Source organism: Burkholderia arboris, from assembly GCF_902499125.1.
Classification (GTDB): Bacteria; Pseudomonadota; Gammaproteobacteria; order Burkholderiales; family Burkholderiaceae; genus Burkholderia; species Burkholderia arboris.
The window spans coordinates 83,274-100,785 of sequence record NZ_CABVPX010000025.1; the positions used below are offsets into that span (position 1 = coordinate 83,274).

A 17,512-nucleotide genomic window follows, 5' to 3' on the forward strand; every position below is an offset into this window, starting at 1 on the left:
AGCCATCCGGATGCGCCGCGTTACAGCCACGCGGCGACGCCGCCATGCCCCGAGCACGTGCCGCGCCGGTGGCGGCTGAAGCTGTACGTGCCGTCGCGGCAGCGCGCACTCGCGCCGTCCGGCACGCGGCCCGATTTCGAATGCGCGGGCGCATGCACGGTTTCGCCGTCGCGGTTGCGATACGTGTCGTGACGGTCGAGATCGGCTTCGTTGCCGTAGCCGGGTGACGTGCGATAGGCGTGCGCAGCATGGGGCAACGCGGCGCACGCGACGAAGAGCGCGGCGGATAGGGCCGCGATGTGCGTCGCGCGGCGGAGCAGGGCAGGCATGGTCTCTCCCGGTCGGTCTGTTGTTATCGATGCCGGGCCGATGGCCCGCGCCGCATGTTAGCGGATCGGCGCCGGACAGCCAGGCGACACTACGCCGCGCCGGTCATCGACGCCGCGCCGTCGGCCTGCGCGGCGTCGAGGATCCACCGGCGGAACGCCGCGACCTTCGGCCGTTCGGCGTGATGCGGCGGATAGACGAGGTAGTACGCGAAATCGTCGAGCCACGCGACGTCGGCCAGCTGCACGAGCCGGCCGCTGGCCAGTTCGCCGCGCACCATCGCGGCCGGCAGCAGCCCGGCGCCCTGGCCGGCGACGATCGCCTGCAGCAGCAGGCCCGAGTCGTCGAACGCGGGGCCGCGCGGCGGCCCGAAATCGTCGATCCGCTGCGCGCCGAACCAGATGTGCCAGCCCTTGCGCTCGGCGTCGTGCAAGTGCGGCCAGCCGACGAGGTCGGCCGGCGTCGCCGGCATGCCGAGCCGCGCGACGAGATCGGGCGCCGCGAGCGCGACGATTTCCACCGTCAACAGGCGCTCGCCGCACAGCCCGATGTAGCGCCCGAGGCCGTGGCGGATCGCGACATCGACGCCGTCGCGCGAGAAATCGGCCAGTGCGTGGCTCGTGACGACCTGCAGGTCGACGTCCGGACACGCGTGCCTGAACTGCGCGAGGCGCGGGACGAGCCACGCGGACGCGAAGAACGGCGTGACGCTTACCGTCAGCACGCCGCTGTCGGCGGCGCCCGATACACGCTGCGACGCGTCGGCGATCTGCCGGAATGCGTTGCGCACCGGCGGCAGGTAGTCGCGGCCGGCGGCCGTCAGCAGGATGCCTCGGTTCACGCGCTCGAACAGCTGCACGCCGAGGTGTGTCTCGAGCGTGCGGATCATCTGGCTCACCGCGCCGGGCGTGACCGACAGCTCCTCGGCGGCCGACTTCACCGACAGATGGCGGGCGGCCGCTTCGAACGCGCGCAGTGCATTGAGCGGCGGCAGGCGGGAACGATTCATTTAGTTTTTCTAAAGCGAAAGGCCGACGAAATATCGTTTGAGGCGATGCATGTGCGCGAGTACCGTTGACGCATCGAGTCGCGTGCTGCGTGGCCGTCCTTTGACGGCCGATGCGATCAACATAGTTCATCTATATCCATGAGGCAATCCGGACGCCGCCCGGCGGCCGGTCGAACCTGAGAGGAGCATCGTCATGAACCGCCCGGGCGCCTCGCGCCTCTTCTACGGCTGGTACGTGGTCGCGGCCGCGTTCGCCGTCACGTTCGTCGGGTTCGGCAGCGCGTATACGTTCAGCGCGTTCGTCGAGTCGCTGCAGCGGGATTTCGCCGCGTCGCGCGGGCAGATCTCGCTCGTGTTCTCGCTCGCCGGCTTCCTGTATTTCGGTTTCGGCATCGTCAGCGGGCCGCTGGCCGATCGCTTCGGCTCGCGGCGGCTCGCCGTCGCCGGGATGCTGCTGACGGGCGCCGGGCTCGCGGCCGCCGGCGCCGCGCAGTCGCTGCTGCAGGTGTATGTCGCGTACGGTCTCGGCGTCGGTCTCGGGGTCGGCTGCGCATACGTGCCGGCCGTCGGCGCAGTGCAGCGCTGGTTTGTGCGGCGGCGCGGCTTCGCGTCGGGGCTCGCGGTCGCGGGGATCGGCGTCGGCACGCTCGTGATGCCGCCGCTCGCGTCCGCGTCGATTGCGCATGTCGGCTGGCGCGGTGCGTATTTCACGCTGGCCGCAATCGCTGTCGTGCTGGGCGCCGGCATGTCGCTGCTGATCGAGAACGACCCGCGCGGGCGCGGATTGTTGCCGGACGGCGATGTCGCCGGCGACGGTGGCCGGCATGCCGGTGCTGCGTCGGCCGGCGCGAACGTGCGGGCCGGCGCGACGGTGCGCGAAGCCGTCACGTCGCGGCCGTTCGCGAGTCTTTATGCGGCCTGCCTCGTCTGCTCGTTCGGCGTGTTCGTCCCGTTCGTTCACCTCGTGCCGTATGCACTCGATCATGGCGTCGCGCCATCGACGGCCGTGCTGCTGCTCGGCGCGATCGGCGTCGGCAGCACGGCCGGCCGCTTCTTCCTCGGGGGGCTCGCCGACCGCTTCGGCCGCCGCGCGTCGCTGCTCGCGATGTTCGCCGGCATGGCCGTGGCGCTCGTCGCGTGGGCGGGCGCCGGCACCGTAGCGACGCTGGCCGCGTTCGCGCTCGTGTTCGGCGTGTTCTACGGTGGCTGGGTCGCCGTGCTGCCGGCCGTCGTGATGGACTACTTCGGCGGGCGCAACGTGAGCGCGATCATCGGCATCCTGTACACGAGCGTCGCATTCGGCACGCTGATCGGGCCGGCGGCGGCCGGTTTCATCTACGACGCGGGCGGCGGCTATCTGGTGCCGATCCTCGCGAGCGCCGTCGCGAATGCGATCGCGTTTGCGATTGTCGCGACCACCGGACGGGCGCCGGCGGCCGCGCGCGCAACCGGCGGATAGGCGCACCCGACTGGGCGCATCGTGCGATTTCCGGTAGGGTGGCCGGACCGTCAACCATCGGCGAACGGTCGGGGAGGCATCGTGACATTCGACGAAGTCCGGCAGATCGCGCTCGCGTGGCGCGGTGTCGAGGAGGGCACGTCGTACGGCACGCCCGCGCTCAAGGTGAAGGGCAAGATGCTCGCGCGGCTGCGCGAGGACGGCGACACGCTCGTCGTGAAGGGTGTCGGTCCCGACGAACGCGCATGGCTGATCGAATCGGAACCCGGCGTGTATTACGTGACCGATCACTATGCCGGCTGGCCGATCGTACTGGTGCGCCTGTCGGCCGCGCATCCCGACGCCGTGAAAAGCCTGCTTCTGCGAGAATGGCACGCGATCGTACCTGCGAAGTGGCGGGACGAAGCCGCACGCGACGCGAACTGAGTGCCCTGCGCGCAATGCGGCCGGCATGCCCGTGACGAGCGCACCGGCGCGCGAGCCGTCGCCGAACCGCAGCAAGCGTTGCATCGTTTCGCATCGATGCAACAAGTGGTTCCATCGAAATTCTTCAATTGGTTCTTAGTGAAGAACCGTTTGATGCTTACACTCCTTCGCTTCGAAGGCGGCTGACGACAGCCGACGGAAAGGGCGTACGCGATGCGCCGGCGCCTGGTGCGCTGCATCGCACCCGCAGCTTCGCAGACTGCGCGGGCACACCGATCCGAACGGCCCCATCCGGCCTCATGCCCGCGTGCGACGCACGCGCGGTCGCAGCCGGATTCAAGAACGACAACTCCCCGCGCCGCCTTCACGCGACACCCGGTCGTACCGGAACCGTTTTTTGGAGAGAGACAGATGAGTGGAAGCAACACAGGCCTCGGCACGGGCCTGAAGCAGCGTCACGTGACGATGATGTCGATTGCCGGCGTCATCGGCGCGGGCTTGTTCGTCGGCTCCGGCCACGCGATCGCGGAAGCCGGGCCGGCATCGATACTCGCGTATGCGATCGCGGGCGTGCTGGTCGTGCTGGTGATGCGCATGCTCGGCGAAATGGCCGTCGCGCATCCTGACAGCGGGTCGTTCTCGACCTATGCCGATCGCGCGATCGGCCATTGGGCCGGCTTCACGATCGGCTGGCTGTACTGGTGGTTCTGGGTGCTCGTGATCCCGATCGAGGCGACGGCCGCCGCGACCATCCTCAATGCGTGGTTCCCGGGCATCGCGACCTGGATCTTCGCGCTCGGCATCACGCTGCTGCTCACGATCACCAACCTTTTCTCGGTCAAGAACTACGGCGAATTCGAATTCTGGTTCGCGCTGATCAAGGTCGTCGCGATTGTCGTGTTCCTGTGTATCGGCGGGGCGGCGATCGTTGGAATCATCCCGGCGCCCGCCGTATCGGGGGTGTCGAACCTGTTCGCGCATCAGGGCTTCATGCCGAATGGCGCCGGCGCGGTGCTGGCGGCGATGCTGACGACGATGTTTTCGTTCCTCGGCACCGAGATCGTAACGATCGCGGCCGCCGAATCGGATAACCCGCAGCGCCAGATCGTGCGCGCGACGAATTCGGTCATCTGGCGTATCACGCTGTTCTATCTCGGCTCGATCCTGATCGTCGCGGCCATCGTGCCGTGGAACGATCCGCTGCTGCCGAAGCACGGCTCGTATCAGCGTGCGATGGAACTGATCGGCATCCCGAACGCGAAGGCGATCATCGACGTGATCGTGCTCGTGTCGGTCGCGAGCTGCCTGAATTCGGCGCTGTACACGGCGTCGCGGATGCTGTTCTCGCTGTCGAAGCGCAAGGATGCGCCGGCATTCCTGCATCGCACCGATTCGACCGGCACGCCGCGTGCGGCCGTGCTCGCGTCGACCGCATTCGGCTTCGTGACCGTGATCGCGAACTACCTGATGCCGGAACAGGTGTTCGGCTTCCTGCTCGCAACGTCGGGTGCGATCGCACTGCTCGTGTATCTGGTGATCGCGATCTCGCAACTGCGGATGCGCAAGACGCTCGAATCGACCCGCGCCGACCTGACGCTGCGGATGTGGCTGTTCCCGTGGCTCACGTGGCTCGTGATCCTGTTCATCTGCGGCACGCTGACCGTGATGTTCGTCAGCGAGGATCACCGGATGGAGGTCGGTGCGACGGCCGTGCTGGCGTTGATCGTGCTGTTCGCGTCGTGGCTGAACAAGCGCGGTCGCGATGCGCAGGCGAACGCGGGGCGGCGGGTGTCGGCAACGTGATGCAGTAACGTGACAGCGGGGCGGGGAGCCCCGGTCATGAAAAATGGCCCGATCGGCGTTTGCCGGTCGGGCCATTTGTCTTTTTTGCGGTGCGGATGTCGTTGCGGGGGGAGGACGGCGAGATAGGGTCGAAATTTAAGGGCGAAGAATCGAACTCGTCTGATTTCATTGTCGACGGCCCCTGCATACATTGACCACTTCGACAGCCGGAGTGAATCGATGGCGCAATCGATTTGGTGGGCTTTGTTGTGTGCTCAAGTTTCGAAGCGAGCCAAGTTGCGCGTCATCGCACATGACGCACATCCCTGCCCCGGTGCATTGAGGTCCGGGCAATGACCGGACCACCGACTGCCCGGGTACGTGTCGAGTTTCACGCCGTTGACGGGTACGCGCTTCGAGGAACCTATTTTCCGGCGGAGGCCGGTTCCCGCTCTCCCGTACTCGTCTGTCCTGCTACCGGATTGCGTCAGTCCTTCTATTTCGCATTTGCGGAGTGGCTACGCAATGGTGGTTATCCGACATTCGTATTCGACTATCGGGGGATGGGTGCGTCGCTGAATGGCTGCCACGTCCGTCGATCACGCGTCCGCAAACAGGATTGGGGGCAGCTCGACATGCCTGCTGCGCTCGATTGGCTCCTTGGCGCAACCGGTGCACGTGATGCCCATCTGATTGGGCACAGCGCGGGTGCGCAACTGGTCGGCCTGATGCCGAACCACGCATCGATCCGTTCGCTATGCGCAATATCAGCTTCATCTGGATACGTCGGCAACATCCGGGGGGCGACGCGCATTGCCGCGCTGTTGCTGGCTGATCTCTACGTTCCGGTGACCGCTCGCCTGCTTGGCTATGTCCCCGCCAGGGTGCTCGGCTGGGGCGAGGATCTGCCTGCGCGCGTCGGGCTTCAGTGGGCTCGGTGGTGCCGAAGCCCCGGATACATGGCGAACGAGTTCGGGGTCGGCGTTGCGCATCACTACTACAACGAATTCTCTGCTCCTGTCACGGTAGTCGCAGCGACCGATGACCCCCTTGCGACGCTGGCCAATATCGAGGACTGGCTGCGGTGGTTGCCGAACGCCAGCCGCCACGTCCATTTCATCAGCCCGGAAAACTGTGATGGCCGGGCAATCGGTCACGTCGGCATGTTCCGCCGCACGCATTCGTCGCTGTGGCCGGAACTCACCAGAGGATTGCAGGGTTGACGCTCGGGCGTGCTCGCGTCCTCGTATCAGGAGACCTGGATGGACGATTCAATCGATTTGAAAGCGCGTTTCAAGGCAGTGCGAAATGAGGCGAAGGAGACACGCGCGTCGCTTTACCACCTCACGAATCAATGCAATCTGCGCTGCAAAGGGTGCTGGTTCTTTGAGAACGCGTTCGACGTCGCATCGGATGAGTTGAACGATTCGTCGCGGCTGGAGGCTCGTGTGCAGGACGAGGCCGCACGCGGAATCAATGCGCCATTGCTGATAGGTGGCGAGCCCGCACTGTTTCTCGATCGGATCAGGATATTCCGGAAGCACATGCCGAAGGTGTCCGTTTCGACGAACGGTCTCCGTCGAATTCCTTTCGAGGGTTTCGAAGATATCACCATCGCGATCTCCGTATTCGGCGGCGGGCCGCTCGATGACGAATTGCGCGCGATTGGCCCGAACGGAAAGCGTTTCACAGGTCTGTTCGACAAGGTACTTGCGAATTATCGCGACGACGAGCGGGCTGGTTTCGTCTATGCCGTCTCGATCGACGGCATTGCCTATATCGAAGAAACGGTACGCAGGATTCGGGATAACGGAAATCGGCTGCTGTTCAATTACTACAGTGCCTACGATGTTGCAGGACCCCTTCGCCGGCAAGGTGAGGAACAACTCCTGAATGTATTGCTCGCATTGCAGGCGAAATACCCGGAAACCGTGGTGAGCCATCCGTACTATCTGGCCGCACTCATGCGTGGCGAGACCCACTGGGGAACATTCGGTCATGCGAGTTGCCCGAGTGTCAGCGAAGATCATCCGGAGAACGAGGCGCGGTTCGCTTCGGGATGGCCCGCGTTGCCGAAATTCAACGCGTATCGCGCGGACTTCCAGACGCTGGCGCGCTGTTGTACTTCAGGAGAGTGTACGAAGTGTCGCGACAGCCAGGCCGTGATGTCGTGGTTGCTGGTCAACGCGAGACACGTGCTGCAGGAAGACGGTGGGCTCAGGACCTGGACCGAAGTGGCAGAGAGCTACTTCAGTCAGTTCGTCTGGTCGAGTTACCATCCACGCAACCGCGCCGGGCACATGCTGGATTGCCAGGTGCAGTGACGCGATGCGGTCGCCGGAATAAAAAAGCCCGCGAGTGCGGGCTTTTTGAATGCGTATCGAAGCAACACTACACGTTGAACAGGAAGTTCATCACGTCGCCGTCGTGCACGACATATTCCTTCCCTTCGGCGCGCATCTTGCCGGCTTCCTTCGCGCCTTGCTCGCCCTTGTACGTGACGTAGTCGTCGAACGCGATCGTCTGCGCGCGGATGAAGCCGCGCTCGAAGTCGGTGTGGATCACGCCGGCCGCCTGCGGCGCCGTATCGCCGATATGGATCGTCCACGCGCGCACTTCCTTCACGCCCGCGGTGAAATACGTCTGCAGGCCGAGCAGCTTGAAGCCCGCGCGGATCACGCGGTCGAGGCCCGGCTCTTCCATGCCCATGTCGGCGAGGAACGCTTCCTTGTCCGCGTCGTCGAGATCGGCGATTTCCGCTTCGATCGCCGCGCACACGGCGACCACCGGCGCGTTTTCGCTTTCCGCGTACTTGCGCACTGCATCGAGGTGCGGGTTGTTCTCGAAGCCGTCGTCCTTCACGTTGGCGACGTACATCGTGGGCTTCGCGGTGATCAGGCAGAACGGCTTGAGCAGCACCTGTTCGTCGTCCGACAGCGCGAGGCCGCGCACGGCCTTGCCCTGGTCGAGCTGCGCGCGCACTTTCTCGAGCACCGCGACGAGCTTCGCCGCTTCCTTGTCGTTGCCCGACTTGGCAGCCTTCGAATAGCGCGTGAGCGACTTCTCGACGGTGCCGAGGTCGGCCAGCGCGAGTTCGGTGTTGATCACTTCGATGTCGTCGATCGGGCTGACCTTGCCGGCGACGTGAATGACGTTCTCGTCTTCGAAGCAGCGTACGACGTGCGTGATCGCGTCGGTTTCGCGGATGTTCGCGAGGAACTGGTTGCCGAGGCCTTCACCCTTGCTCGCGCCTGCGACGAGGCCCGCGATGTCGACGAACTCGACGACGGCCGGCACGACACGCTCCGGCTTGACGATCTCCGAGAGCGCCTTCAGGCGCGTATCGGGCACTTCGACGACGCCGACGTTCGGCTCGATCGTGCAGAACGGGTAGTTCTCGGCGGCGATGCCGGCCTTGGTCAGCGCATTGAACAGGGTGGACTTGCCGACGTTGGGCAAGCCGACGATGCCGCATTTGAGACTCATGGAATCCTTCGGACGGGTAAGGCGGCGCGGCCGGACAGGGCACGGCGGCGCGGGAAAAAAGGGCGGCCGGCGCGGGGAGCGCGGCGGGCCGACGGTCAAAGACGCTATTGTACCGTGCCGGCGCCCCGGATTCCGGGGTTGCGCCGAACGGCCGATGCGGCGGGCCGCCGCGCCGCATCGGCCGCCTGCGATTCTGCTGATTTCCCGCAAAGTCCGGCCGCGTAAGGGTTTGGCCCCGCGGCTATAATGCCCGCCATGACTGCCCACCACACCTTCGACGTCGCCGTGGTCGGCGGCGGGCTCGTCGGCAAGACGGCCGCGCTCGCGCTGACCCAGTCCGGCTACAAGACTGCCTTGCTCGCCCAGCCGGCCACGCCGCGCCCCGCCGATCTCGCGTTCGACACGCGCGTCTACGCGCTGTCCTCCAGTTCGCAGGCGCTGCTCGAGCGGCTGCGGGTCTGGCAGGCGCTCGATCACAGCCGGCTCGCGCCCGTCTACGACATGCGCGTGTACGGCGATGCGCACGCGGAACTGCATTTCTCCGCTTACCAGGCCTCCGTGCCGCAACTTGCATGGATCGCCGAATCGTCGCTGGTCGAGGCGTCGCTCGACGCCGCGCTGCGGTTCCAGCCGAATCTCACATGGTTCGAGGCGCGCGCCCAGGGCTTCGACGTGCGCGACGACGCGGCCGTCCTCACGTTGTCGTCGGGGCAGGTGCTCGAAGCCGACCTGATCGTCGGCGCCGACGGCGCGCATTCGTGGGTACGTTCCCAAATGGGGGCCAAGGTCGAACGGCGCGATTACCGGCAGACGGGCGTCGTCGCGAACTTCAAGGCGTCGCTGCCGCACCGCGAGACGGCCTGCCAGTGGTTCCACGAAGGCGAGATCGTCGCGCTGCTGCCGCTGCCGGACGGCCACGTGTCGCTCGTGTGGTCCGCGCACACTGCGCATGCCGATGAATTGCTCGCACTCGATCCGGCGCAGCTCGCGGCCGAGGTCGAGCGCGTGTCGCACGGCCAGGTCGGCACGCTCGAATGCGTGACGCCGGCCGCCGGCTTCCCGCTGGCGCTGCAGACGGTCGACAAGCTGATCGCGCCGCGCGTCGCGCTGGTCGGCGATGCCGCGCATCTGATCCACCCGCTCGCGGGGCAGGGGATGAACCTCGGGCTGCGCGACGTTGCGGCGCTCGCCGACGCGATCGCGGGCAAGGAAAGCTTCCGCAACCTCGGCGATACGGTGCTGCTGCGCCGCTACGAGCGTTCGCGCCGCGAGGACATCCGCGCGCTGATGGTCGCGACCGACGGCCTGCAGCGGCTGTTCGCGGTGCCGGGCTCGCTCGCGAAGGCGGTGCGCAATGCGGGCATGGCCTTCGTCGGCGCGCAGCCGTTCGTGAAGCGCTGGCTCGTGTCGGCCGCACTCGGCTGATCGAACCTTCTGCCGCTTCGCCGGTCGGAGTCGGTTCCGTTACGGCGTACACTGTGCCGTGGACACCGATTGAGCTGAAGGAAGATTTCGATGAAAAAAACGATCCGCATCGCGTCGCTGGCGCTGGCCGTCACGATGGCGACGCTTGGCTGCACCGCCCAGGCCGACCAGACCACCGACAAGCTGAAAGCCACGCTGCAAGCCCGTCTCGGCAACGACGCGCCGATCAAGAGCGTATCGAAGTCGCCGGTCGCGGGCCTCTACGAAGTGAACCTCGGCTCGCAGATCATCTATAGCGACGCGGCAGGCGATTACGTGCTGCTCGGCGATCTCGTCGACACCAAGACGCACAAGAACCTGACCGACGCACGCCTGTCCGAAATCAACAAGATCGACTTCGCGAGCCTGCCGTTCGCGAATGCGATCAAGGTCGTCAAGGGCAACGGCGCACGCAAGATCGCGGTGTTCTCCGATCCGAACTGCCCGTACTGCAAGAAGCTCGAGACGACGCTGCAGTCGATCGACAACGTCACCGTCTACACGTTCCTGTACCCGGTGCTGTCGCCGGATTCGACCGTGAAGTCGAAGGCGATCTGGTGCGCGACCGACCGTGCGAAGACGTGGGAGGGCTGGATGCTCGACCACCGCGCGCCGTCCGGTGCCGGCACCTGCGATACCAGCGCGCTCGACAAGAACCTCGCGCTCGGCCGCGGGATGAACGTCACGGGCACGCCGACGATCTTCCTGCCGGACGGCCGCCGCCTGCCGGGCGCGGTCTCGGCCGACCAGCTCAACCAGGCGCTCGCCTCGAGCAAGTAACCGACCGATACGCCGGGCCGCATGGCCCGGCCAGCGAGGGGCGCCCGCATGATCTGCCGGCGCCTCTCTTCGTTTTCGCCGCCGTATTCGACCGACCGATTGCCACGATGACCCAGCCGATTCGCTATTCGATTGCCCCGAAAGATCTTGCCGCGCACCTGTTCGAAGTGTCGGTGACGGTTACCGATCCCGATCCCGAAGGCCAGCGCTTCTCGCTGCCGGTGTGGATTCCGGGCAGCTACCTCGTGCGCGAGTTCGCGCGCAACATCGTGACGCTCGGTGCGTTCAACGACGCGGGCCGCAAGGTGCGCGTCGCGAAGACCGACAAGCACACGTGGCAGGCCGCGCCCGTGACCGGCGCGCTGACGCTGCGCTACGACGTGTACGCGTGGGACCTGTCGGTGCGCTCCGCGTATCTCGATGAGTCGGGCGGCTTCTTCAACGCGACGGCCGTGTTCCTGAGCGTCGCCGGGCGCGAGGATGCGCCGTGCGAAGTCGACATCGCTAAACCGGCCGGCGCGGCGTTTCGCACGTGGCGCGTCGGCACCGCGCTGCCCGAGGCGCGCGGTACGAAGCGCTACGGTTTCGGCGCGTATCGCGCGGCCAACTACGACGAGCTGTCCGATCATCCGGTGACGATCGGCGAATTCGCGCTCGCGACGTTCGACGCGCACGGCGTGCCGCATGACATCGTGGTCGCGGGGCGCGTGACGCAGCTCGACATGGAGCGGCTGCGTACCGACCTGAAGCGCGTGTGCGAAGCGCAGATCGCGCTGTTCGAGCCGAAGTCGAAGAAGGCGCCGATGGACCGCTACGTGTTCATGACGCTCGCGGTCAGCGACGGCTACGGCGGTCTCGAGCATCGCGCGTCGACTGCGCTGATCTGCAACCGCACCGACCTGCCGGTGAAGGGGCGGCCGGAAACGACGGAAGGCTATCGCACCTATCTCGGTCTCTGCAGCCACGAGTACTTCCACACGTGGAACGTGAAGCGCATCAAGCCGGCGGCGTTCGTGCCGTACGACCTGACGCGCGAGAACTACACGTCGCTGCTGTGGCTGTTCGAAGGTTTCACGTCGTATTACGACGACCTGATGCTGGTGCGCAGCGGGCTGATGTCGCAGGACGAATATTTCACGGCGCTGGGCCGCACGGTCGGCGGCGTGCTGCGCGGTACGGGCCGGCTCAAGCAGAGCGTCGCGGAAAGCTCGTTCGACGCGTGGATCAAGTACTACCGTCAGGACGAGAACGCGACCAACGCGATCGTCAGCTATTACACGAAGGGTTCGCTCGTCGCGCTCGCGTTCGATCTCGCGATCCGCGCGCAGACGCGCAACCGGAAGTCGCTCGACGACGTGATGCGCCTGCTGTGGCAACGCTACGGCCGCGATTTCTACCGCGGCAAGCCGGCCGGCGTCGAGGAGAACGAAGTCGACGCGCTGATCGAAGAGGCGACGGGCGTCGCGCTCGGCCGCCTGTTCACCGACGCCGTGCACGGCACGCGCGACCTGCCGCTCGCCGAGTTGCTCGCGCCGTTCGGGGTGACGCTCGCACCCGATGTCGCACTCGGCGCGGCCGCGAAGCCGACGATCGGCGCGCGCCTGCGCGGCGGCGCGGACTGCACGTTCGCGGCGGTCTACGAAGGCGGCGCCGCGCATCGCGCGGGGCTGTCGGCCGGCGACACGCTGATCGCGGTCGACGGGCTGCGCGTGACGGGCACGAACCTCGATGCGTTGCTCGCGCGCTACCGGCCGGGCGACAAGGTCGAGGTTCACGCGTTCCGCCGCGACGAGCTGCGCACCGCGAAACTCAAGCTCGACGGCCCGGAAGTCACGCGCTACCGGCTGACGGCGGCCGCGAAGCCGGCGGCGGTCGCGAGGGCCCGGGAAGCCTGGCTGAAGGGGTGAACGTAAGGAAGCGGGTATCGGGGCGCGATCGAGTATTGTTCTGCTGCTGCAACAATCCGTCGCCCTGAACCCGCTTTTTCGCGGTCATGCGGCCACGCACAATGGGGTCACTCGCGCTACCGAAGCGCAACCCTACTGGAGCCTGACATGACGACCATTCTGCAAATCAATTCCGCTGCACGTTCGCAAGGTGCGCAATCCACGCTGCTGGCTAACGAACTGACGGCAAAGCTGCAACAATCGAATCCCGGCGCGAACGTCGTGGTTCGCGACTTGCTGGCCGATGCGCTGCCGCACCTCGACGAATCGGTGCTCGGCGCGTTCTTCACGCCGGCCGACAACCGCACCGCGGAGCAGAATGCGATCGTCGCGAAGAGCGATGCACTGATCGCCGAGCTGCAAGCCGCCGACATCATCGTGATCGGCGCGCCGATGTACAACTTCGGCATCTCGTCGCAACTGAAGACGTACTTCGACTGGATCGCCCGTGCCGGCGTCACGTTCCGCTACACCGAGAACGGTCCGGAAGGCCTGATCAAGGGCAAGAAGGTTCACGTCGTGACGGCCCGCGGCGGCAAGTACGCCGGCACGCCGAACGACAGCCAGACGCCGTATCTGCGCACGTTCCTCGGCTTCGTCGGCATGACCGACGTGAGCTTCATCTTCGCGGAAGGCCTGAATCTCGGCCCGGATGCGCAAAGCGCCGCGCTGGCCAGCGCACGCGAAGCGATCGCCGCCGCGTAAGGCCGATGCAGGTGCGACGCACCTGCTGCCTCACCTGATAAAAAAAACGCCGCGCCCCCGAAAGGGGCGCGGCGTTTTTTTGCGTGTCGGCCGGATCCGGGGAAGGAACCGGCGCGGCGCGTTACGCCAGCGTTTCGGCTACGTCCGGTAGGCGCCAGTCGATCGGTTCGCGGCCTGCATCGACCAGATAATCGTTCGCGAGCGCGAAATGGCGGCAGCCGAGGAAGCCGCGATGCGCGGACAGCGGCGACGGATGCGGCGCCTCGAGCACGCAATGCGCGTTCGCGTCGAACAGCGCGCGCTTCGCCTGCGCGTGTGCGCCCCACAGCATGAACACGAGCCCGCGATGGCGGCCGGCGAGTTCGCGGATCAGCGTGTCCGTGCATTGCTCCCAGCCGCGCTTAGCGTGGCTCGCGGCCGCGCCGCGCTCGACCGTCAGCACGGTGTTGAGCAGCAGCACGCCCTGGCGCGCCCACGTGTCGAGACAGCCGTGACGCGGCGTGTCGTGACCGAAGTTCGCGGCGATTTCCTTGAAGATGTTGCGCAGCGACGGCGGCGTGCGAACGGCCGGCGGCACCGAGAACGCAAGCCCGTGCGCCTGCGGCGTGCCGCGATCGTCGCCGTGGTACGGATCCTGGCCGAGAATCACGATCTTGACGTCGTCGGGGCTCGTCAGGCGCAGCGCGCGGAACACGTCGGCCGGGTAGACCGTCTTGCCGGCTGCGCGCTCGTCGTCGACGAAGCGGCACAGCGGCGCGTATGCGTCGCTGTCGGTGAACGGTTTCAGCACGTCGCGCCAGACGGTCGGCAGCGCGTCGAATTGCGCGGCGAGATGCGGCACGTCGGCGGCAGCGGGCCGCGGCGGTACTGCGGCGGCTGGAGCCGCCGGTTCAGCCGCTTTCTTCGCGGGTTTGCGTCCGGCCGCGGGCGCTTCGGGGGCCGGGGACGGCGTATCGGCCGGTGCCGTTTCCGGCACGGGATCATCGAACAGCGACGCCTGTTGCGGCGCGCGGGAAGTCTTGCGGGTTGCCATGCGTGATGCGTGTTTATTGCGCGCGCAGCCGATAGCCGCGCTGCGCCTTGCTGATGTTTTCGGGAACGAGGCCTGGCAGCGCTTGCTGCAGTTCGGCGGCGAGCGTCGCGAGCGCCGCTTCCGGGCCGTCGATCAGTTCGAGTTCGATTTCGCTGATCGGTTCGCGGCGCGTTTCGTGTTCCGCCTGGACGACGATCTCGCCGAGGTCCACCGCGGCTTCGACGGTTGCGCCGCCGATTGCGATGCGCCACAGCGTACGCGAAAAATCCGTGCGGAACAGCGCAGATAGCGCGCCGGCCGCATCTTTCAGCGCGGCGGCGGCTTCCGGCACGTCGCAGGCCGCGACGAGCGCGTCGATTTCGAGCGCGTCGCCGGCGACCGGCAGTTCCCATTCATGGCGGCGATGCAGGCCGCCTTCCGCGCTGCCGACCGTCTTGAACGTCTGCAGCCAGCCGTGCGGCGCGCGCCGCACGCGCACTGCGCTCTTCGAGCGTGCCAGCGCCAGATCGGGCGTGTCGTAATAGACGTTCGCGAGCGTGATGTCGTGACCGGGTTCGCCGGTCAGCGTCTCGAAGAAGTGTCGCGCGGCGTCGGCCTGGCCGGCCGGCAGCGTGAGCTTGATTTCCTTTTCGATCGCCATCAGAAGAACATCCGCGCGAGTTCCTCGCCCGGCTGCTCGGCGCGCATGAACGCTTCGCCGACGAGGAACGCGTTCACGTTCGCCGCACGCATCGTGTCGACGTCGGTGCGCGACAGGATGCCCGATTCGGTCACGACGATGCGGTCCGCCGGAATCATGTCGAGCATGTCGAGCGTGGTCTGGATCGACGTCTCGAACGTGCGCAGGTTGCGGTTGTTGATGCCGAGCAGCGGCGTCTTCAGCGTCAGCGCCTGTTCCATCTCGTTGCGGTCGTGCACTTCGACCAGCACCGCGAGGCCGAGCGAGTGCGCGTAGGCCTCGAGATCCTGCATCAGCGGCGTGTCGAGCGCGGCGGCGATCAGCAGGATCGCGTCGGCGCCCATCGCGCGTGCTTCGAGGATCTGGTACGCGTCGACGATGAAGTCCTTGCGCAGCACCGGCAGCGTGCAGGCCGCGCGCGCCTCTTCGAGGTAGCGGACGCTGCCCTGGAAGAACTGTTCGTCGGTCAGCACCGACAGGCACGCGGCGCCGTGCGCCGCATACGAGCGCGCGATGTCGGCCGGCACGAAATGCTCGCGCAGCACGCCCTTCGACGGGCTGGCCTTCTTGATTTCGGCGATCACGGCGGCGTTGCCGGCCGCGTGCTTCGCACGCAGCGCGCCGACGAAGTCGCGCAGGTCGCGCGCCGATGCGTCCAGCTTCAGTGCCTCGAGCGGCGTGCTGCGCATGGCCGCCGCGACTTCTTCGCGCTTGACGGCGATGATTCGGTCGAGAATGTCGCTCATGTGGGTTCCTGCTTGATTCGTAAGGGGAGTCAGCGCTTGAATTGCTGCGTGAAGCGCACGAGTTCGTCGACCTTCGCGCGCGCCTTGCCGCTCGCGATCGCTTCGCGGGCGAGCTGGATGCCGTCCGCGATCGACTCGGCGACGTTCGCCGCATAGAGCGCGGTGCCCGCGTTCAGCGTGACGATTTCGCGTGCGACGCCCGGCTGGTTGTCCAGCGCGCCGAGCAGCATCGTGCGCGATTCGTCGGCATTTTCGACCTTCAGCGTGCGGTTCGACACCATCTGCAGGCCGAAGTCTTCCGGATGGATCTCGTATTCGTGCACCTTGCCGTCGCGCAACTCGCCGACGAGCGTCGCGGCGCCGAGCGACACCTCGTCCATGCCGTCCTTGCCGTACACGACGAGCACGTGCTGAGCGCCGAGGCGCTGCATCACGCGCACCTGGATGCCGACGAGGTCGGGGTGGAACACGCCCATCAGCTGGTTCGGCGCGCCGGCCGGATTGGTCAGCGGGCCGAGGATGTTGAAGATCGTGCGCACGCCGAGCTCGCGGCGCACGGCCGCGATGTTCTTCATCGCCGGGTGATGGTTCGGCGCGAACATGAAGCCCATGCCGGTTTCGGCGATCGACGCGGCGACCTGCTCCGACTGCAGGTCGATGTTCACGCCGAGCGCCTCGAGCACGTCGGCGCTGCCTGATTTGCTCGACACGCCGCGATTGCCGTGTTTCGCGACCTTCGCGCCGGCCGCGGCCGTGACGAACATGGACGCGGTCGAGATGTTGAACGTGTGCGAGCCGTCGCCGCCGGTGCCGACGATATCGACGAAGTTCGAGTTGTCCTGCACCTCGACGTGATGTGCGAATTCGCGCATTACGGTCGCGGCGGCGGCGATCTCGCCGATCGTCTCCTTCTTCACGCGCAGCCCGGTGATGATCGCGGCCGCCATCACGGGCGACAGGTCGCCGCGCATGATGAGCCGCATCAGGTGCAGCATTTCGTCGTGGAAGATCTCGCGGTGTTCGATCGTGCGCTGCAGCGCTTCCTGCGGGGTAATCGTCATCGTGAGGCTCCCGTCAGGCGGCTTGCGCGGCCGCGGCGCGGGCCAGCTTCAGGAAATTCTCGAGCAGCGCATGGCCGTGCTCGGACAGGATCGATTCCGGGTGGAACTGCACGCCCTCGATCGGCAGTGTCTTGTGGCGCACGCCCATGATTTCGCCGTCGTCGGTCCACGCGGACACCTCGAGGCAGTCGGGCAGCGATTCGCGCTCGATCGCGAGCGAGTGGTAGCGCGTGACGTCGAAATGCTTCGGCAGGTCGGCGAACACGCCGAGGCAGTCGGTTTCGATCCGGCTCACCTTGCCGTGCATGATGGTCGTCGCGCGCACGACGCGGCCGCCGAACGCTTCGCCGATCGCCTGATGGCCGAGGCAGACGCCGAGGATCGGCTTCTTGCCCGAAAACTCACGCAGCACGTCGAGCGTAATGCCTGCGTGTTGCGGATTGCTCGGGCCCGGCGACAGGCAGATCGCGTCGGGATTCAGGCGCGCGATCTCGTCGAGCGTGATTTCGTCGTTGCGGTAGGTACGCACGTCCTCGCCGAGTTCGCCGAAGTACTGGACCAGGTTGTAGGTAAACGAGTCGTAGTTGTCGATCATGAGCAGCATGGTCA

17 protein-coding genes are annotated in these 17,512 nt (G+C 66.4%); 9 read left to right on the forward strand and 8 right to left on the reverse strand.

Going from position 1 to position 17,512, the window contains the following annotated elements:
- Positions 1-20: 20 nt before the first annotated feature.
- Positions 21-329: a DUF3761 domain-containing protein gene (locus BLA15945_RS26710; protein ID WP_059236393.1), complete on the reverse strand. Its 309-nt coding sequence runs from the start codon at positions 327-329 to the stop codon at positions 21-23.
- Positions 330-418: 89 nt separating this feature from the next.
- On the reverse strand, positions 419-1,336 hold the full coding sequence (gene gcvA, locus BLA15945_RS26715) for a transcriptional regulator GcvA (RefSeq protein ID WP_059236391.1): 918 nt from the start codon (positions 1,334-1,336) through the stop codon (positions 419-421).
- Between the two features lie 193 nt (positions 1,337-1,529).
- Here gcvA and BLA15945_RS26720 point away from each other — a divergent pair, with 193 nt between their 5' ends.
- The 5 genes from BLA15945_RS26720 to BLA15945_RS26740 all read left to right on the forward strand — a co-directional run bounded on the left by BLA15945_RS26720 (position 1,530) and on the right by BLA15945_RS26740 (position 7,327).
- Complete coding sequence (locus tag BLA15945_RS26720) at positions 1,530-2,795, forward strand: MFS transporter (protein WP_174993787.1); 1,266 nt, start codon at positions 1,530-1,532, stop codon at positions 2,793-2,795.
- Positions 2,796-2,876: 81 nt separating this feature from the next.
- Positions 2,877-3,221 carry an MmcQ/YjbR family DNA-binding protein gene (locus BLA15945_RS26725; RefSeq protein WP_174993788.1) on the forward strand — a complete coding sequence of 115 codons (345 nt, stop codon included), beginning with the start codon at positions 2,877-2,879 and terminating at the stop codon, positions 3,219-3,221.
- Between the two features lie 411 nt (positions 3,222-3,632).
- A complete protein-coding gene (gabP, locus tag BLA15945_RS26730; RefSeq protein WP_174993789.1) occupies positions 3,633-5,024 on the forward strand; it encodes a GABA permease in 1,392 nt (463 codons plus the stop codon).
- Between the two features lie 332 nt (positions 5,025-5,356).
- The gene (locus BLA15945_RS26735) at positions 5,357-6,226 is read left to right on the forward strand and encodes an alpha/beta hydrolase family protein (RefSeq protein ID WP_174993790.1); all 870 of its coding nucleotides are present in this window, start codon (positions 5,357-5,359) and stop codon (positions 6,224-6,226) included.
- A 39-nt stretch (positions 6,227-6,265) separates the two neighbouring features.
- Positions 6,266-7,327: a radical SAM protein gene (locus BLA15945_RS26740; protein WP_174993791.1), complete on the forward strand. Its 1,062-nt coding sequence runs from the start codon at positions 6,266-6,268 to the stop codon at positions 7,325-7,327.
- Positions 7,328-7,394: 67 nt separating this feature from the next.
- Here the strand turns inward: BLA15945_RS26740 and ychF are convergent, their stop codons facing one another.
- Positions 7,395-8,489, reverse strand: a complete 1,095-nt coding sequence (gene ychF / locus BLA15945_RS26745; RefSeq protein ID WP_059236380.1) for a redox-regulated ATPase YchF — start codon at positions 8,487-8,489, stop codon at positions 7,395-7,397.
- A gap of 246 nt (positions 8,490-8,735) precedes the next feature.
- Here ychF and BLA15945_RS26750 point away from each other — a divergent pair, with 246 nt between their 5' ends.
- The 4 genes from BLA15945_RS26750 (at position 8,736) to BLA15945_RS26765 (ending at position 13,384) form a co-directional block, all read left to right on the forward strand.
- Positions 8,736-9,914 (forward strand): UbiH/UbiF family hydroxylase, encoded by a 1,179-nt coding sequence (locus BLA15945_RS26750; RefSeq protein ID WP_174993792.1) that lies wholly within the window; start codon positions 8,736-8,738, stop codon positions 9,912-9,914.
- Between the two features lie 90 nt (positions 9,915-10,004).
- Positions 10,005-10,733: a DsbC family protein gene (locus BLA15945_RS26755; RefSeq protein WP_059236377.1), complete on the forward strand. Its 729-nt coding sequence runs from the start codon at positions 10,005-10,007 to the stop codon at positions 10,731-10,733.
- Positions 10,734-10,840: 107 nt separating this feature from the next.
- Positions 10,841-12,640: a M61 family metallopeptidase gene (locus tag BLA15945_RS26760; protein ID WP_174993793.1), complete on the forward strand. Its 1,800-nt coding sequence runs from the start codon at positions 10,841-10,843 to the stop codon at positions 12,638-12,640.
- Between the two features lie 147 nt (positions 12,641-12,787).
- Entirely contained in the window at positions 12,788-13,384 is a 597-nt protein-coding gene (locus BLA15945_RS26765; RefSeq protein ID WP_059236373.1) for an FMN-dependent NADH-azoreductase, read from the forward strand.
- A 121-nt stretch (positions 13,385-13,505) separates the two neighbouring features.
- On the opposite strand, the gene BLA15945_RS26770 is transcribed toward BLA15945_RS26765, so the two are convergent.
- Genes BLA15945_RS26770 through BLA15945_RS26790 form a run of 5 tightly spaced genes read right to left on the reverse strand, consistent with a single transcriptional unit; the run spans position 13,506 to position 17,507 of the window.
- On the reverse strand, positions 13,506-14,417 hold the full coding sequence (locus BLA15945_RS26770) for a uracil-DNA glycosylase (protein ID WP_174993794.1): 912 nt from the start codon (positions 14,415-14,417) through the stop codon (positions 13,506-13,508).
- 13 nt (positions 14,418-14,430) lie between these two features.
- Positions 14,431-15,057 carry a CYTH domain-containing protein gene (locus tag BLA15945_RS26775; protein WP_059236369.1) on the reverse strand — a complete coding sequence of 209 codons (627 nt, stop codon included), beginning with the start codon at positions 15,055-15,057 and terminating at the stop codon, positions 14,431-14,433.
- Entirely contained in the window at positions 15,057-15,842 is a 786-nt protein-coding gene (trpC, locus tag BLA15945_RS26780) for an indole-3-glycerol phosphate synthase TrpC (RefSeq protein ID WP_174993795.1), read from the reverse strand. Before trpC ends, BLA15945_RS26775 begins: the two co-directional genes overlap by 1 nt.
- Before the next feature lie 29 nt (positions 15,843-15,871).
- Positions 15,872-16,903: an anthranilate phosphoribosyltransferase gene (trpD, locus tag BLA15945_RS26785; RefSeq protein ID WP_059236366.1), complete on the reverse strand. Its 1,032-nt coding sequence runs from the start codon at positions 16,901-16,903 to the stop codon at positions 15,872-15,874.
- A gap of 13 nt (positions 16,904-16,916) precedes the next feature.
- On the reverse strand, positions 16,917-17,507 hold the full coding sequence (locus BLA15945_RS26790) for an aminodeoxychorismate/anthranilate synthase component II (RefSeq protein WP_059236364.1): 591 nt from the start codon (positions 17,505-17,507) through the stop codon (positions 16,917-16,919).
- Positions 17,508-17,512: the final 5 nt, after the last annotated feature.

Excerpts from the sequence above, each read along its gene's own strand:
- ychF (WP_059236380.1), bottom strand. The coding sequence starts at position 8,489 with ATGAGTCTCAAATGCGGCATCGTCGGCTTGCCCAACGTCGGCAAGTCC.
- gcvA (WP_059236391.1), bottom strand. The coding sequence starts at position 1,336 with ATGAATCGTTCCCGCCTGCCGCCGCTCAATGCACTGCGCGCGTTCGAA.
- trpD (WP_059236366.1), bottom strand. The coding sequence starts at position 16,903 with ATGACGATTACCCCGCAGGAAGCGCTGCAGCGCACGATCGAACACCGC.
- BLA15945_RS26775 (WP_059236369.1), bottom strand. The coding sequence starts at position 15,057 with ATGGCGATCGAAAAGGAAATCAAGCTCACGCTGCCGGCCGGCCAGGCC.
- BLA15945_RS26710 (WP_059236393.1), bottom strand. The coding sequence starts at position 329 with ATGCCTGCCCTGCTCCGCCGCGCGACGCACATCGCGGCCCTATCCGCC.
- gabP (WP_174993789.1), top strand. The coding sequence starts at position 3,633 with ATGAGTGGAAGCAACACAGGCCTCGGCACGGGCCTGAAGCAGCGTCAC.
- BLA15945_RS26770 (WP_174993794.1), bottom strand. The coding sequence starts at position 14,417 with ATGGCAACCCGCAAGACTTCCCGCGCGCCGCAACAGGCGTCGCTGTTC.
- BLA15945_RS26760 (WP_174993793.1), top strand. The coding sequence starts at position 10,841 with ATGACCCAGCCGATTCGCTATTCGATTGCCCCGAAAGATCTTGCCGCG.
- BLA15945_RS26765 (WP_059236373.1), top strand. The coding sequence starts at position 12,788 with ATGACGACCATTCTGCAAATCAATTCCGCTGCACGTTCGCAAGGTGCG.
- BLA15945_RS26750 (WP_174993792.1), top strand. The coding sequence starts at position 8,736 with ATGCCCGCCATGACTGCCCACCACACCTTCGACGTCGCCGTGGTCGGC.
- BLA15945_RS26755 (WP_059236377.1), top strand. The coding sequence starts at position 10,005 with ATGAAAAAAACGATCCGCATCGCGTCGCTGGCGCTGGCCGTCACGATG.
- BLA15945_RS26720 (WP_174993787.1), top strand. The coding sequence starts at position 1,530 with ATGAACCGCCCGGGCGCCTCGCGCCTCTTCTACGGCTGGTACGTGGTC.
- BLA15945_RS26740 (WP_174993791.1), top strand. The coding sequence starts at position 6,266 with ATGGACGATTCAATCGATTTGAAAGCGCGTTTCAAGGCAGTGCGAAAT.
- BLA15945_RS26790 (WP_059236364.1), bottom strand. The coding sequence starts at position 17,507 with ATGCTGCTCATGATCGACAACTACGACTCGTTTACCTACAACCTGGTC.
- BLA15945_RS26735 (WP_174993790.1), top strand. The coding sequence starts at position 5,357 with ATGACCGGACCACCGACTGCCCGGGTACGTGTCGAGTTTCACGCCGTT.
- trpC (WP_174993795.1), bottom strand. The coding sequence starts at position 15,842 with ATGAGCGACATTCTCGACCGAATCATCGCCGTCAAGCGCGAAGAAGTC.